Source organism: Demequina sp. NBRC 110051 (assembly GCF_002090055.1).
Taxonomy (GTDB): Bacteria; Actinomycetota; Actinomycetes; order Actinomycetales; family Demequinaceae; genus Demequina.
Genome location: NZ_BBRH01000011.1, coordinates 80,114 through 95,444, shown reverse-complemented (window position 1 = coordinate 95,444; position 15,331 = coordinate 80,114). Strand labels below are relative to the sequence as shown.

The following is a 15,331-nucleotide window of genomic DNA, read 5'->3' as shown; positions in this document are numbered from 1 at the left end:
TCGTCGCCACGTAGGGCAGATGGCGGTCGTCTGAGAATCGCCACGCTCCGGCCTTGCCTCGCGTGAGTTCTCCGCGGCTATGACGGCACCGGCGGCAAGCGGCTGCGTCATCGTCGGAGACGTGCAGGCCGAATCGGGGGCACCCAAACCACTCGTACCTGGCCTCGTTCACCAGCCCGTCGAGGGTGCGTGCCATGTCCGTGGTCTCGGCGCCACGCTGCCACAAGTGATGCAACACGAACTCCTCCTTACGTGTAGGTGATGTGTACCGCGCCCCCACGGCGCCGATCACGCTCTGACCGCGTCGCGTTTCTCAGTTGGGGTTCAGGGCCAGCACGGTCTCGAGCGCCGTGGGACTGATCGAATAGCTGCTGGTGTTGACGGCGCCGATGCTGAGCAGGGCGTCCCACGCCTCGACGTTGTGCACGTGGATTGTCCGGCGCGGCCCCTCTTCGGTGTGGTGGCGAAGAATGCTCCAATCGCGGCACACGTTCTCCATGCGCACACCGTTGAGGTAGTAGTGCCCTGGGATCACGCGATACCCGCCAACGTCGACGAAAGACTGAAGCGCAGGCCCCGTAGTGCGGTGGAGCTCGCCATCGACCCACCACTCGTGAGGGCCCGATGCCCGCCCGGCGTACCCCGGCGGATACTCGACCGCAGGCCCCTCCTCCAGCGGCCGATGCCGCTTGCCGTTCACCCAGTACTCCTGCGCCCCATCGGCCCAGGTGCGAGCCGGCCCGTCCTCGCGGTGCAAGACGTCATCGGTTCGCCACTCCTCGACCACCTGCTCGTGCACAGAAGCGTCGAGCAGATCGGGGTGGCGGCGAATCACGTTTCCGCTGCTGTCGCGACGCGGCATCCCGGAACCATCCGCCTGCACGTAATAGACGCGCCCCGGTACAGGGGCGGTGTGAACGGGACCTCCGGCGGGCCGGTGAAGGTCACCACGGACGTACCACTGCTTCAGGCCATCGTCACGAACCACCGCAGGCAGGTCACCCTCGCGATGCAGCAGCCCCTCGTCGTCGAGCCAGAACTCGGTCCCGTCGAGACCCGAGTAGTAGTGACCAGGCGCGTCAGACTCGGGCTCAGCGAACTGCATCCACCACCACACCAGGTTCTGCACGACGTCCTCCTCTAGGTTGGTCGCACGGTACGGCGATGCGCTGACATCGCGGCGAGCACCCCGCCGAAGCACGGAGCCAGCGTGCACGTCGACGAAACGGGCGGCGGGCTGCAATGACTGGCTACTCGTCATCTTCGATCCCGATGCCGTGGTGCCTGCAGAAGTCGCGTACGTCTTCCCATGTGAGCGCGTGTCGTGCGACGTCTTCGAGGTGGGCTTGGACTCGCGGGAGTCGCGCGACGTCGTGCTCGAAGTCAGTGAAGATGAACGGTGCGGTGCCTGAGATCATCATGCTGCGCAGCCCACCAGTCGGCTGCGGTGCGCGGCGCGTCGAGCGTCTGCGCGGCGGTGCAATTCGGCCATCGCCTCCCACGGGAAGTACCAGTGTCGGCGCCTGTTGGCGCGCATCGTGGTGAACCACTCCATAACGAGCTCGCGTGCGTAGTCGTCGCTGCCGATAGCGGCGTCGTCGAGGAGCTGCCACGGGGACTGGCTGCCGGCGTCTAGGTCGCACTCGAAGTCGACCGTCTGGCCCGACTCTTTGCTTCTGCCTGCACCGTCGCCCTTGCCCTTGCCCTCGTCCTGGTCTTCGTCGTCGGGGCCACCATTCTCGATCTCACCGAGGGCCTTCGTGATGTAGCGCGCGACGTTTTCCCGGTCTTGCTCGGTTGGTCCGACGACCGTGTAGGTCTGGAGCGACGGTCGTGCAACGCACCCGTGGGCTTGAGCGAGGCGTGCCCAGGTCTTGGACTCCCACGCATCGAGTTCCTGGACCTGTGCTTCGTCAAGCTTGGTGTCGAAGAGATAGAGCACGTGCAGGTGTGCATGCCAGCCATGTGAGCCATGAAGCGGGTGGATCGCCTTGATCTGACCCTGCATCCCCAACTTCTTGCGTAGACGTTGCCGTCGACTGTTGAGCGTCGAGTACACCGGCGCGAGGATGTCCAAGCGTTCGGTGAGGCCGGTGTTCTCGGGAAAACTCAGCGACAGTGACACGAGGACGGCAGTACCGCCGATCGCATGGACATCGTCGAGAGTCTGGCGGATATCGCGGTACCTCTCTCGATAGAGCGGTCGAACGCATCGGGGGCACACGGTCTTGCTGTCGCACACATGCAGGCCCTGGTAGTACGCCTGACCGTCGCGAAAGGCGAGACGAACTCCCCCGAGCTTGTGTCGCGGCTGCGTGCCGCAAGTCCGACGACCGTCGCCATGCATTTGGGCTACCAGATCAGCCATGCGCAGCAGTCGTTCCTGGAGGAGCGCGCGGTAGCCAATACCGTCATTGGCACGGCGTCCCTTGTCCTCATCGGATGTATCAAGAGTGTCCTGGTACCTGGAACGAGAAACGTTCACGTGCACGTCCGCGGGCGAGTTGTCCGGCACGAGACGGAGGTGGTTCAAGGGAGCTCCTTCCAGAGCGTTTTTGGGCGCGCTTGATAGCGCTCTGAGGTGTAGAGGGGAAATAGGGGCTATGGCGCGGGAGGCAGCCCGCGCGGGTATCGCGTTCTAGTCGGGAGTGCCTTCGAAGTGGGCTTCCAACCATTGCTCGACGTCACTACGCCGATAGAGGACGCGTTTGCCTTCACGAAGAGCGCGTGGGCCACGCCCCTGGGCACGCATGTCATAGATCGAAGAGCGCGACTTCCGAAGCAACGTCGCGAGTTCGTCCACTGTCAACAGGTCTGGCACGGGATCATCTCCACAGAGTCGAGGAGGGCACCTGGGTTGCCCTCTCATTGACCCCATCGACCGCCCGCGGTCAGATGTAAGCGGTTCGCATCAGATAGTTCTGGAACTCGAGATTCGACACGGTTTCGACCGGGTTTTCACCGATTGAGGCGGGCCCGACTGCCGCCACCACAGGGACCGTTTTCGTTTCGCGTCGCGCCGTCGACAACAACATATGTGTGTGGGGCTGGTTCGCTCTCCGCGGCGGCGAAACAGCCGCACACGGAGACGCAGCCCAAAAGCAGGGAACCCTATGGGGACGGTGCACCCCGGGCTGTGACGCAGTCTTGATGCAACCTACGCACGGATCAGCCAAAACGTTGGACCCATCGAAAAGCCTTGCCACGAAGTCCGGAGCGCGACACGACGACACGCCTGTTCGCCTCGCACAGACCCTCCCCGTGAACCGTCATAGTTGTTTCAGGCAAGTTCCCTGCTTATGCGGGGGTGACCCGGAAACGGGACTTGGGCACGCGAGTGGCCAGGTGTTAGCAGTAGTGTTCCCCGCCTATGCGGGGGTGACCCAGCAATGGGGCTTGGACACGCAAGTGCCCGAGCGTTAGTAGTTGTATTCCCCGCCATCGCGGGGGTGACCCAGCAATGGGGCTTGGACACGCAAGTGCCCGAGCGTTAGTAGTTGTATTCCCCGCCATCGCGGGGGTGACCCAGCAATGGGGCTTGGACACGCAAGTGCCCGAGCGTAAGTAGCAGTGTTCCCCGCTTATGCGGGGGTGGCCCTCGACGGACTTGTTCCGACGGGGGCCACACTGTTTCCTCAGCCCATGGACGGCTTCTGAGGACCGCGTCTCTTTGCGTGAACGGGATCCTGAGCTTTGCGCGGAGCTCGGCGCCGACTTGCCCCGAAAGCGAGCGCCTACGCGCCCCGCACCCTGGCTATCCTGCTTTCGCACGAGGCCACGGAATGTCACACGCCTGCTCGATGCTCGGCACATGATTCTGATGACATCGGACGACCTGACGGCTCAGTTGCACGGACGTCAGTGGGTCGTACGTGACACCTCGGGCAAGACGGTCGCGTGGATTTCGCCAGCGGCGGGAACATGGTCGCCATCGGTTCCCGAGGGCCCAGCGCCCACTGGTCACTTCACGAGCGCCCGCGAAGCCCTCGACGCCATCTCCGCGTCGCTCGCAGAAGCTGCAGTCGAGTGACTACCGGCTCTCGGCATAGCGACCACGACCGTTGAGGGCCGAGTACAGAGTCGTGCGGCTCACCCCAAGGTCACGTGCAACTCGCGCAACCGACGCACCATGAGTGTCGATGCGAGCGCGCGCCTTCGCGACCGCCTCGGCCGACAACTTCGGAGCACGGTCATACACGCCACGCTTCCGCGCCAAAGCGATGCCCTCTGCCTGGCGTTCACGAATCACTGCCCGCTCCAACTCGCCCACCGCAGCCAGCACGGTCAACATGAACTGGCCCTGAGGCGACGAAGTGTTCAGGGCCGGGTTATCCGTGAACTCCACCGCCGCACCCTTGGCTGCCAGTTGAGACATCAGCGCCAGCAAGTCCGTCGTTGAGCGCGCCAAACGGTCCGGCGACTGAACGCGCACCGCATCACCCTCTCTTACGTAAGACAGCATCTCCTGGAGCGCGGCACGATCCGTCGACTTGCCACTCGCCTTGTCCACAAAGAGTCGATCGACATCGCCGATGGCGGCAATCTGACGCGCCTCGTTCTGATCGACGGTGCTTACCCGCGCATACCCCACGGTCTGACCCTGCACATGTTCACTCATGTCTAAGACCTCCTGCCACATGTGTACAAGAAGCCACTGACACACCTCGTTGCACGGCTCGCGAAGCTTGTCGCGCAACTGTTCAGTCAGGTACACCTGGCTTTGCGCTTTGATTTGGAGAACGGTTGGTGAGCCGCTTCCGGCGGTTCGCTTGGTGGGCCCATGTACGGAGGCTAAGGTCAAATGAGGCACTCCGACGAAGGGTCGGACGCGGCGTTAGAAGAGGCCGAGCGTGTAGATGGGCGCGTCAGGATGAACGCGACCCCGACGCGCTCGGGACGGGGGGGTCGATGCCAGATTCAGCGACCGGGGGCGCTCGAGCGTCACTAGGCGTGCGTGCTTCGCGAGACGGCGACCGCTTCCACTATGTTTGGGCGGCTACGCAACTTCTGGGATTACTAGATCCGAGAACCGGGCTTCGCGAGGTCGCTGTTGAAGGCGACGGCACTAGCCCTAGTGAGCCCGAGCCAGCCGGTTCGGAGGTCATCGATCTCGTTGAGTTCTACGGCGACGAAGGCGCACATAACTCGAGAATCGTCGTTCGACAGTTCAAGCACTCGACCCTCCATCCCAACTCGAATATGGGGATTGCCGAAGTCGGGGGCATTCTCACGAAGTTCGCACTCCTCGATGCGCCGGATGGAAGTTTTCGAGGTCGCCATTCCTGCGAGGAGTTGAGGTTCTCGATACTTACGAACCGCCCCATAGCAGTTGACGTGGTTGATGCCTTGGGAGTGCTCGCATCGGGGGTGACGCCTCAACCGGGCACCCCTGCAGAGGCCCTACTTGAGCGGATCGGGGGAGACTCCGCCCGCGCGCGTGAATTGTGCACGAGGACTGAGGTAGTGGGGAAGGTCGAGCCACTTCGTGCCTTGCGCCCAGAACTTGATCTAGCGGCCCGTGGTTTCGCGCCTGATACGGACATACGGACCGCCGCGAGCCTTATCGAACTAGTAGCGCAGCGTGCGAGCACAGAACAGCACGGGCCGATCCGCGCGCCCGATGTCCTCGCCGCCTTTGGCGCTCAGCCCGATGACCTGCGCCCGGCCCCGAGTTTGTTCGATGACGCTCCTTACTCGATCCGCGAGCCATACCGCGCCTTAGGCGACGCCATCATGAATTCCTCACGACCGGTGCTCCTCACTGCTGAAGGAGGTGCTGGAAAGAGCACGTTTGCGCGGGCTGCCCCCGAGTTGCTCGCGGATCGAGCCGAAGTCGTTGTTTACGACTGTTTTGGTCAGGGAAACTACAGGCGCCCCGATGCTCCAAGGCATGGGCACAAGGAAGCGCTGGTGCAGATCACAACCGAACTGGCAGGAGCGGGTCTCTGTCTGCCAATGATCGCCGCACCTCACGTTGCGAAAGCCGACCTGTTGCGGGCATTCGTCAGACGCCTTGAAGACGCGCGTGATGAACTAGCGCAACGCGGGGGACGACGTCTCGTGGTTCTCGTCGACGCCGCGGACAATGCCGAGATTGCAGCCCGCGAGAATGCGGAACTGCACTCATTTGCCTGGGACTTGTTGCGATTGGGCGATTCACTTCCGCCCGGCGTTCACTTGGTCCTGTCGTGTCGGCCAGAGCGTCTGCACCTGCTCGACGCTCCTGAAGATATCGTGCGATGCGAGCTCGACGTCTTCTCGCTGGACGAAACCCAGCGAGTGGTCATGGGCGCCTTCCCTGATGCGAGCGATGGTGAGGTAGCTGAGTGCCACGCTCGTACCGGAGGCAATCCGCGAGTACTTGCGTTCGCGATGGAAGGAACAACTTCCATCAGCACTTGCCTCGGGCGTCTCGCCGGGATTACTTCCGGCACGGAGGCGCCTCTCGACCAACTGTTGCAGCGCCGTGTATCTGTCACTCTACGAGACGCCGGAGCAGGGCGTCCCGCGCTCGAAGAACTCGCCGAACTGTTGACTCTTCTGCGACCGAGCATTCCCCTTGCGATTCTGTCGGAACTGTCGGGTGTTCCGTTGACGGCAATTCGCAGTTTTGTCTCAGACGTCGGTCGTGGGCTTGTGGTCGCACACCACTCAGTGCAGTTTCTCGATGAACCCACGGAGACCTACTTCCGTGACCATCACGGCGCGACTGAAGCTACTGCCGCGTCTGCGCTACACGGTCTTCGAACTTTGAGCACGTCATCGGGATATGCGGCCGCTTCTCTACCCGAAGTCATGTGGAATGCAGGTCACTTCGACGACTTGCTTCAATTGGCGACAGGGCACGACGCCCTGCCGAGTGACAATGAGGTCCAGCGTCGGCAAATCGAGCAATTGCGCGTTGAGTTTGGCTTGCGTGCCGCGCTCGCATTGCGTAGGCCGGCGCGAGTCGTCCAACTCGCGCTGCGTGCAGGTGCGATGCGTGCAGGCTCCGATAGGCGGCTACGCGTCCTGCTCAATAACCCCGACATTGCGGGCGCCATTCTCGACGACAGAGTTCTGCACGAACTCATTGCGTCTCGAGAACTGCCGTCCTCTTGGCCGGGAGCAACCCTCGGTTCAGAAGCCGTGATGCTTGCCGTCAAGAATGAAAGAGTTGCCTCCGCCGCAAGCCGCGTCCGCCTGGCAGCCCAATCGATCGAGAGTTGGGCGCGGAGGCAATCCGACTCTCGTCGCGATGAGCGCATCTCTGTTGCCGAACTTGCGCATGTTGTTCACGCTATTGCCCTGACGCAGGGAAGCGTCGCTGCGGCCGACTATCTGTCCCGGTGGCGGCCTGCCCATTTCGTGATGCAGGCCGCCTACCGCGTCGCGAGCGATCTATTAATGCGTGGCGGCGAGGAACTTGTCTCTCCCTGGTTCACCGCGACGTCCCATGCAGGCGTGGCTCTCGGTGCGGCATCGGCATACCAACGGCTCGGGTTACCCCTTCCGAGAGACGTTGCGGAACGTGCGTGGGCCAGTGTGGGCAGAGCACGGTTTTCTCTCGTCTCCCGAGATTTCAATGGGCGCGAGCCTGAGGACATCGCGATGCGTGGTGCAGCATGGCTCGCTGCGATGGCCGCTTTCCACGGCCTAGACGCAAGTGCCGCAATCTGCGAACGCCTCGCGGGTTGCTATCCAGAAGGCGCGCCGTTTGGGTTGGGGGATCGTCACGGCACGGGCCGCAAGGGGATCCTTTTCGTGATTGCGCTACGCGTTGCCCTTGAGGGCGAAGAACTGCGGATTTCACACTTCCGCCCGCTCGAGTCTTCCGAACAGCGCCAACGGGTCAAGTCGAACGACGAAGACCTCGATCGCTATCTTGCGCCCGCTCTCCCTTGGCTCGCGAGCTGGGCCGACATGGCACTCGCACGCAAACTTGATCGAACTGGGGATCTTTTTCGTGGTCACTCATCAGTTTGGGATTCGCGCGAACGATTCTCGCTCGTGAGGAGGATCGCTCGGACTGTTGCCGCACCACTCGCGTGTGCGTCGTCTGACAACGATGTTTCGCAGGCGTTCGAGGAGTTCGCGAACGCCGATTCACGGTCTGCGCCTGAAGCGGCCGCGATCGCAATGATTGCTCCCTTGCGCGGTGACTCAAGGTTCGGGGAGGTGGCGCTAGAACTCGCCGACAGGGCTCGAACATCGATAGACCGCGGAGGCGACTTCGCGGACGAACGCGCTAGCACCCTTGTTGAGATCGCGCGTGGACTGCATGCTTTTAGCGAGGAAGAGGAGCTGTCATATTTTCAGTCCGCTGTCGAGGTGGCATCGCGGGCGGGTGACGATTCGCTGCCACGCCTGGACACCATCATCGCCTTGGCCAAAGTTTCCAAGCAGCCAACACACGACCTGAACCTTGAACTAGCACGCCGTGCTTCGCGGGTTGCGGAGACCCTTGCGCCGCTCCTGTACGACGGCTTTGACGAGCGAGCATTCACGCAAGCAATTGACTGTTTGGTCGGGGGTGATGTTCTCGAGGTCCTGTCCCAATGGCGTGATCGGCGCGTTGGTGATCTCGCATGGCAGTTGAGCGGGCTCACCCCTCATGGCGCGAGCCTCAATCAGAACCCGCTTTGGGCGATTGTATTGGCACCGTTCTCGGAGCGCATCGACCTTTCTGCGGCGCTACGATGGATCGGACAGCAAGGCCCGATAGAGCGACACGTATTAGCGGCTGCAAACGGTGTCGCGCGCCGGCTGGGCCAACGTCTCGACGCCGAGTTCACGGAGACTTGCTTGGGACCGCCACAGGTTGGATCAATGTCGTCGCCTTCGGCAGCGCGCGAAGTTGGTCCCAGCTGGTCCGGACGCTCCGAACGGCACGAAATTGAGATCCGAGAGTGTCGAGAGACCCTTGCTGGCCTCGACCTCATGACGACAGCCGGCGTTAGTGCCGCTGCAGAGGCCTTGCATCGGGCACCGGTATACGACATGGCGCTGTTTATCTCAGCCATGAAAGATCGGTCGCAATTTCAGTGGGCAAGAATTATCACGCGGGTATCCGAATGTGATGACTTCCGCCCGTCGGAAAAAGCCGAGTTTCTGAACACCGTTTCTTCGTGGGAGAGCGCATCGCGAGCTTTCGCTGACGCGCTGAAGACCGCAGTACGTACGTACATCGAACGGCACAGCCATGAGATCCTTCAGGGGAACTGGGTGGGCTTCAACCTTGCTCGTGCCGGCGAAGTGCTGGAATCTACCGAGAGTGAACTGCACCTGATTGCGCTTGATCGCCTAGTTCTTGACGAGGCCTTGCGTGATGCCGAGCACTGCTATCGACTCGCTGCCGGTGTCGCGTCTGGTCTAGATCCGTCCGACGCTGCATTCGTGCTAGATGCAGCTTTGATGGACTTCGAAGAAGACCTCGAACTCGAACCGTTGCGTTCGACGACCCGCCAGGTGAGTTCGGTGCCCGAGTGCGCCCCGATTGCAAACTTTGTGTGGTGTGCCCTCGCAGATCCGCGAATCGAGTTTCGGTGGCGAGCAGCACACGCAGTGAGGACCGCCCTTGAACTAGGGGCTAGCGATGTCATTGATGCCCTGTGTGAGGTTGCAACAAGCGGCATGTCACCCGGCTATGCCGACGACCGCTTTCCGTTCTATGAGATGCACGCGGTGGAGTGGCTGCTGATCGCGGTCGAGAGATTTGTTCGCGACCGGGGCAACGAGTTTCCGCAACTGATGGAGTTGGCGGATCGCATGAGCAGAACGCACCCCGACCACATAGCGATCCAGATGCATTGCAACCGCATTCAGCTATGGGGAGCCAATGATTCTGGATCTGAGCCCGCAAGAGCGTGGCCCGAACCCTCTGAAGAGCCCATTGACCTCGAGCCGTGGAGCAGGCCTGCGACGCCCAAGCCTTTTACGCACGGTGCTCCAGAGTCTGATTTCCGTGTTCCCTCCGATCTGGATGAGTACATGGTTGGAGAGTTGACGGAAGCGTTCGAGGTGTCGCATCAAGCGGTCCTCGATGGTCTGAGCACTGTAATTCTCGATGACTGGGAGTGGCGCGGAGTGACCGCGCTTGACTCCGACCCTCGGCGAGAGGCGGGCATCTACGCCGACGGTGAGACCTACGCGTTCAAGTCGGAGGTGCCCGACGGAGACAGCCTTGATTACTACCTTGTGCGTCATGCGTCTATGACGGTGGCCGGTCGGCTCCTACGAACGTCGCGCGCGTATCGAGATCCGGAGACGGGACGATTCGGGGTCCACGATTGGCTAGCTAGTTTTGACCTCGCGAGAACTGATCTTCGGTGGGTCTCGGATTTCAGGCAGCCGCTTCCCGGCGATATGGTGACCCTCTTGCCGACTGAGGACAGGGAGGGGTGGAGCCGTGAAATCGGTGAAGTGGATCTGGATCGCGTGTTCTCGCCGTCCGAGGATTGGACTTGCGTCGACCTAGATGCGGATAGCTTTGGGTATGATCGCTCGGCCGACGCCCTTGTTTCAAGCGCACTCGTTCAGCCAGTGACTTCCGATGCGCTACTCAGGGCACTCGGCACAGGAGATGGATCATTCCACCTGCCTCGCGCGGGTGACGAGACATTCGAGCTTCGGTCACCGCCGTTCGTTCTCACAGGGTGGTTGGATTCGGATTACGTCGCGCGCGGCATTGATCTACATGATCGGTTCGCTCAGCACCTAACGCGCGAGTTGCCGTATCCGGCCTCTCTCGTAATTGACGCCTTGTCGCTCGAACCAGACGAGACTGGTACGTCTTGGGTACGTCAAGGTGACGGTGAACCGGTTGTGTGCGTCGAGACATGGTCGACGATGAGCGCGGGCTCGAATCCCCAGGGAGTGTGCGGTAGCCGGTTGTCCATCAGGAATGACGTACTCGATGGCCTTCTCAAGAAACTCGATGTGCGACTAATCGCTGAGTCTCGGCAAAGGCGCCGTGACCGTGGGCGCTCGCGATACCGGTCAAACAACTACGAGGAGGAGCGCAGTGATGGTGGAGAACAATTCCGGGTCTACACCTACGCCCCTGGGCGCGGATGGAGAGACCTCGGCGGCCGTACTCGCACTCGGAGCGCGGCTATCGAGTGAGTTGCAGGACACCGACACGCTCGGCCGGTGGATCGCTCACTATCTCGCGGAAAGGCTGGAATCGCTCGGTGAACTTGCGGGCGAAGAACTTGCTGTTGCAGAACGCGAAGTCGCAGATCTGGTGCTCAGGCTATGGGCCCAGCGCCGAGACTTGCCAACGGCACGACCCGTCCTTGCTGCGGTGGATAGAGTCGACCGCGCTCTCGAACGACTCGATCACGACCGGGAACCCTGGGGGTTCTTTGGTGTTTTTGATGATGCGCCAGTGCCAGAGGGTAGTGAAGTGGAAGCCGACGCAGCGCTCAAGGTCGCGCTAGAACTTGACCGATCGGCTGGTGACTTGGTCCGGTCACTTATTGGGTATGCGGCGAGCATTGCTCGGGAGCACGATGGGGCCTGGGTGGAGCACGCCGAGAAAATCGGCGAGAGGGCGGTGCTCCGTCAAGCGGCGCTGCATGTGCAATCTCCTGCTGGTGAGCAAGGTGACAACACAACGCAAACACACGAGCGCAATGTGCTCGCCCGTGCGGGATACGTTAGAAAACTCCTCGACGTGCTCGAGGCGGCAATGAACAATGAGGAGTCCGAATGAGGGCTTGGATCAACGTACAGACGGCGGTGGGCGGACCTTTTCGACTCGGATAGTGAGCGAACATGCGATCTGTCGGTCTCTCGGCTGCTTGCAGCAGGGTGGCGTGCGGTTGCCTACGCAGCGACTCGAACCCGCTCGAACAGCGCGTCGACGTCCGCAGCGTGGAACCGGAATCCGCGCACCTTCGGGATCTTGTATGCAGGGAGGACGCCGTCGGCGATGAGTGCGTCCACACGGCGGCGGCTGAAGCGAATCCTTGCGCAGACGTCCGTGATCGTGAGCATTGGCTCGACTGATGCGGGTCTAAGGGATGGGGCACTCTGGATCGTACGGACCGTCATGCCTACAAGTATCTCATCCATTATCTCATGGTTACAGGGAAAAGTAAATACTCTACCACACTATACGAGACCATTAGCGCGTCTACCAGGTGCGATGTTGCCCTCCGAGTTTGTGTAACTCGGCGTGTCGCGTGCCGATATGCCTATCACGCTACGCGGGCGACGGCTGGCGTGACCTCGGTTTCCGGTCTCGTCCACCGGCGCCAATGCGAAGGGCCTCGCAGGAGTCTGACGACTCACCTGCGAGGCCCTTCGGGAGTAGTGGTCCGCTACGCCGCCAGCTGATCGAACTCGTCCGCGAGCCGCGACACCCGAGCGGCAATGGTCCGGTGTCGGTCAGCATTTCCATGTTGGTAAAGGTAGGCGGTAGCAGGGCTCCGGTGACCCATAAACTCCATGACCTCCTTGATCGTGGCGCCAGCCTGGGTGTAGAGCGAGCCGCCCGTGTGTCGAAGGTCGTGAAAGTGGACGTCCGTCAGCCCCGCTCGTTTAACCGCCGCTTTCCAGTAGTCGAAGAACGTGCTTGACGCTAGTCGCTGATTCCGTTGTGCCGGAGTCGCTGCGGCCTTCTTCTCTTCAGTGAGTTTCGACCAGGACGGTGGTGGAAAGAGCAGCGCATCGGGTTCAGGCTCGACATAGGTGTCTAGATGCTGCTGGAGCAACTCAATGAGGTGAGGCACGATCGGAATCTGACGTTCGCCTTCTGCCTTCACGGGGGCGTCTCCGACCCAGCGTCCGAGCCGCGATTCGCCGGCTTCTTGACTTTCGGTCGAGAGGGCGTTCTTGCGTGGTCGGAGATACCTCGCTGCGAACTGGATATCCACTGTGCCATCCGCCAAACTCACGTCGCGGCGGCGAAGCGCTTGTAGTTCGCCAGTGCGGAGAGCCCCGTAGCAGCCAAGCATGACGAGCGCGATCCATTGAGGCTGGTCGATGCCGAATTCCACCATGGCGGTTCGCTTCGCGCCCTTCCTCACTTTGGCGATCCTGCTCCGACGCTCCTTGTCGTCTAGAGAGCGGTCGCGCGCGATTAGGGCGCGTTCCTTTGCGACCTCCGATCGGACGTGAGCACGGATTGCGGTCTTGTCTGCCGGAGACCCCATCGCAAGCGCAATGGTCTTAACCTGCTCGGGCGTGAGGGTCTTCCCGGTTCTATTGGCGCCGCGTTGCGTCACGTTTTTGAGGGTGCAAGGGTTCTTCTTGATGAGGCCGTCCTCCACGGCAACTGACATCATGATTCTCAGCGCCGTGTAGGCCCCTTCGCGGGGACGCTGTGCCACGTTTCGTTTGGCCCAAACGTGCCACTCGCGGATCGCCGGAGTCCGGATGTCGCGGAGCGCGACACCACCCAGCCTCTTGTAGACATACGCCTCGAGTTGGCGTTCCCACAGGCCGCGCGTCGAATCGGCGAGATCGTGGCGCTCAATCCATGCCAGCCCGTATTCACTGAGCGTGATCGAGGCTCGTTCAGACTTCCGCTCCCTCTTGAGTTCGGCCTTCCTGGCGCGCTCCGCCGGGGGTGTCCACTTGCCCTTCTCGATCAACTTCTTCTCCGCATCGAGCCAGTTCTCGGCATGCCGTTTCACTTGAAACGTAAATGGGCCGTGATGGCGTCGTCGGTCCGGCCCGAGGTAGTCCGCTCTGTAGTTCTCTGACGGCAACTTGCGAACGCAGCCGAAACTCCTGCGCTTCTTGTCCTTCTCGTCGGTGTTGGCCATGTGGTCTCCTTTTGGTCTCGTCGTCGAAGCGTTGCGAGGCACCACATTGGTCGCGGTCGAGTGACACGCAGGGGAGGTCTTCGCGGCGTGTTTCGCCGTGACGCCAGCGTGCGTTTCGAGGGTTCACTCGGTGCCTATCGGTACTACGTCGTGCAAAGATCACGATTTAGTAAAATCGCAGGTAAGTCTGGCCTTACGCTTGTCTCAGCGACTGATTGAGGGTTGCGAACAGAGCACCGCAAGCTGCTTCGTAAGACGCGCCACCAGCGCCGCAACAAGAAGTAACGTTCCGCCGGGTACGCCCCGGCCGCACGTCACACGCCCGTGTCACCTCCGGTGGCGCGGGCGTTCGTGCGTGTGCTGGGGCTACAGCCCGTGTGCGCGCTCGTCGTCGACCGCAGCGGGCTCGCGGCGCGACAGCCCCACGGCGGCCCGCGCCGTCGCGCGCGCACCCCGCGCCACCGCCATCGCGGTCCACACCGCCCCCGCACCGGTAGAGCGCACAATGCCCCTGCGCCCGTCGCCGCGCCCGCGAAAGTCCTCGATCGCCCAGCCGCGGCTCTTCGCGAGCCGGCGCAGCGGCCCGTCGGGGTTGATCGCGCACGGGTTGCCCACGGCGGACAGCATGGCACCGTCGTGGATCGAGTCGCCGTACGCGTAACTGGCCGACAGGTCCAAGCCGCGCTCGACCGCGAGTGCCTCCACGGCATCGGCCTTCGCCTCGTCATGCAGCATGGGCCCCACCAGGCGCCCCGTGTACAGGCCGTCGACGTTCTCCGCGACCGTGCCGAGCGCGCCGGTGACGCCCAGGCGCGAGGCGATGATGGTGCCCACCTCGGCGGGCGTCGCCGTGACGAACCACACCTCGTGACCCTGCGCCAGGTGCGAGTCGATCAGCGCGCGCGTCCCGGGGAAGATCCGCAGGGCGAGGATCTCGTCGTAGACCTCCTCGCCGATCGCGATCATCTCCGCGACCGACCAGCCCTTGATAATGCCGAGCGCCTCGTCGCGGACGTCATCGATCTGCTCCTTGGACTCGCCCAGCATCGAATACTTGGCGGTCTCCCAGGCAAAGTGCAGCACGTCGCGCTTGCGAAAGAACCCGTGCCGCTGCAGCCCACGCGCGATGTGATAGGCCGAGGCTCCGCGGATCACGGTGTTGTCGACGTCGAAGAACGCCGCCACTATTGCGGTGCTCGTCTCGTTCGCGTCGCCGGCCATCACCACATCACTCTAGTCACGCAGGCCCTGCGGTCCAGGCCTCCCACGGCCGTATCCTGACGCCATGACACCCCGCGTTCATCTGTACTCGCGCCCGGGCTGTCACCTCTGCGACGACGCCCGCGCGTTGGTCGCCGCGACCTGCGGCACCAAGGTCGCGTGGGAGGAGATCGACATTTCGGCCGATGCCTCACTCACCTCTCGCTACGGCGAGCAGATTCCGGTGGTGACGGTGGACGATGCCGTGGTGGGGTTTTGGAGGATCGATCCCGACCGCCTCAAGGCGGCCCTGAAGGCCAAGCGCCGGCGCTGACGGGCGCGCGTGCCGCGCACGCGTGAGGGTGGGTGACAATAGA

The 15,331-nt window shown here is 62.3% G+C and carries 11 protein-coding genes; 4 read left to right on the top strand and 7 right to left on the bottom strand.

Annotated features, from left to right (window positions below):
- Positions 1-313 precede the first annotated feature (313 nt).
- From B7K20_RS06130 to B7K20_RS13355, 3 genes are all read right to left on the bottom strand, one after another.
- A complete protein-coding gene (locus tag B7K20_RS06130) occupies positions 314-1,129 on the bottom strand; it encodes a hypothetical protein (RefSeq protein ID WP_144018565.1) in 816 nt (271 codons plus the stop codon).
- A 288-nt stretch (positions 1,130-1,417) separates the two neighbouring features.
- A complete protein-coding gene (locus B7K20_RS12885) occupies positions 1,418-2,533 on the bottom strand; it encodes a hypothetical protein (RefSeq protein WP_144018564.1) in 1,116 nt (371 codons plus the stop codon).
- A 105-nt stretch (positions 2,534-2,638) separates the two neighbouring features.
- Positions 2,639-2,869 (bottom strand): AlpA family transcriptional regulator, encoded by a 231-nt coding sequence (locus B7K20_RS13355; RefSeq protein ID WP_084101583.1) that lies wholly within the window; start codon positions 2,867-2,869, stop codon positions 2,639-2,641.
- Positions 2,870-3,811: 942 nt separating this feature from the next.
- Between B7K20_RS13355 and B7K20_RS06110 the strand changes: the two genes are divergently transcribed.
- Positions 3,812-4,030 (top strand): hypothetical protein, encoded by a 219-nt coding sequence (locus tag B7K20_RS06110; protein WP_084101581.1) that lies wholly within the window; start codon positions 3,812-3,814, stop codon positions 4,028-4,030.
- Here B7K20_RS06110 and B7K20_RS06105 read toward each other — a convergent pair whose 3' ends face one another.
- Positions 4,031-4,618 (bottom strand): recombinase family protein, encoded by a 588-nt coding sequence (locus B7K20_RS06105; protein ID WP_084101735.1) that lies wholly within the window; start codon positions 4,616-4,618, stop codon positions 4,031-4,033. It lies immediately after the preceding gene.
- A gap of 845 nt (positions 4,619-5,463) precedes the next feature.
- Between B7K20_RS06105 and B7K20_RS12880 the strand changes: the two genes are divergently transcribed.
- Both B7K20_RS12880 and B7K20_RS12875 read left to right on the top strand, forming a co-directional pair.
- Positions 5,464-11,103, top strand: a complete 5,640-nt coding sequence (locus B7K20_RS12880; RefSeq protein ID WP_144018563.1) for an ATP-binding protein — start codon at positions 5,464-5,466, stop codon at positions 11,101-11,103.
- A gap of 1 nt (position 11,104) precedes the next feature.
- Complete coding sequence (locus tag B7K20_RS12875) at positions 11,105-11,695, top strand: hypothetical protein (RefSeq protein ID WP_144018562.1); 591 nt, start codon at positions 11,105-11,107, stop codon at positions 11,693-11,695.
- Positions 11,696-11,808: 113 nt separating this feature from the next.
- Here B7K20_RS12875 and B7K20_RS12870 read toward each other — a convergent pair whose 3' ends face one another.
- The 3 genes from B7K20_RS12870 to B7K20_RS06085 form a co-directional block, all read right to left on the bottom strand.
- The gene (locus tag B7K20_RS12870) at positions 11,809-11,979 is read right to left on the bottom strand and encodes a helix-turn-helix domain-containing protein (RefSeq protein WP_159449343.1); all 171 of its coding nucleotides are present in this window, start codon (positions 11,977-11,979) and stop codon (positions 11,809-11,811) included.
- Positions 11,980-12,305: 326 nt separating this feature from the next.
- Positions 12,306-13,754, bottom strand: a complete 1,449-nt coding sequence (locus B7K20_RS06090) for a site-specific integrase (RefSeq protein WP_084101575.1) — start codon at positions 13,752-13,754, stop codon at positions 12,306-12,308.
- Positions 13,755-14,120: 366 nt separating this feature from the next.
- A complete protein-coding gene (locus B7K20_RS06085) occupies positions 14,121-14,975 on the bottom strand; it encodes an HAD family phosphatase (protein ID WP_084101574.1) in 855 nt (284 codons plus the stop codon).
- A 64-nt stretch (positions 14,976-15,039) separates the two neighbouring features.
- Here B7K20_RS06085 and B7K20_RS06080 point away from each other — a divergent pair, with 64 nt between their 5' ends.
- Entirely contained in the window at positions 15,040-15,288 is a 249-nt protein-coding gene (locus B7K20_RS06080; protein WP_084101572.1) for a glutaredoxin family protein, read from the top strand.
- Positions 15,289-15,331: the final 43 nt, after the last annotated feature.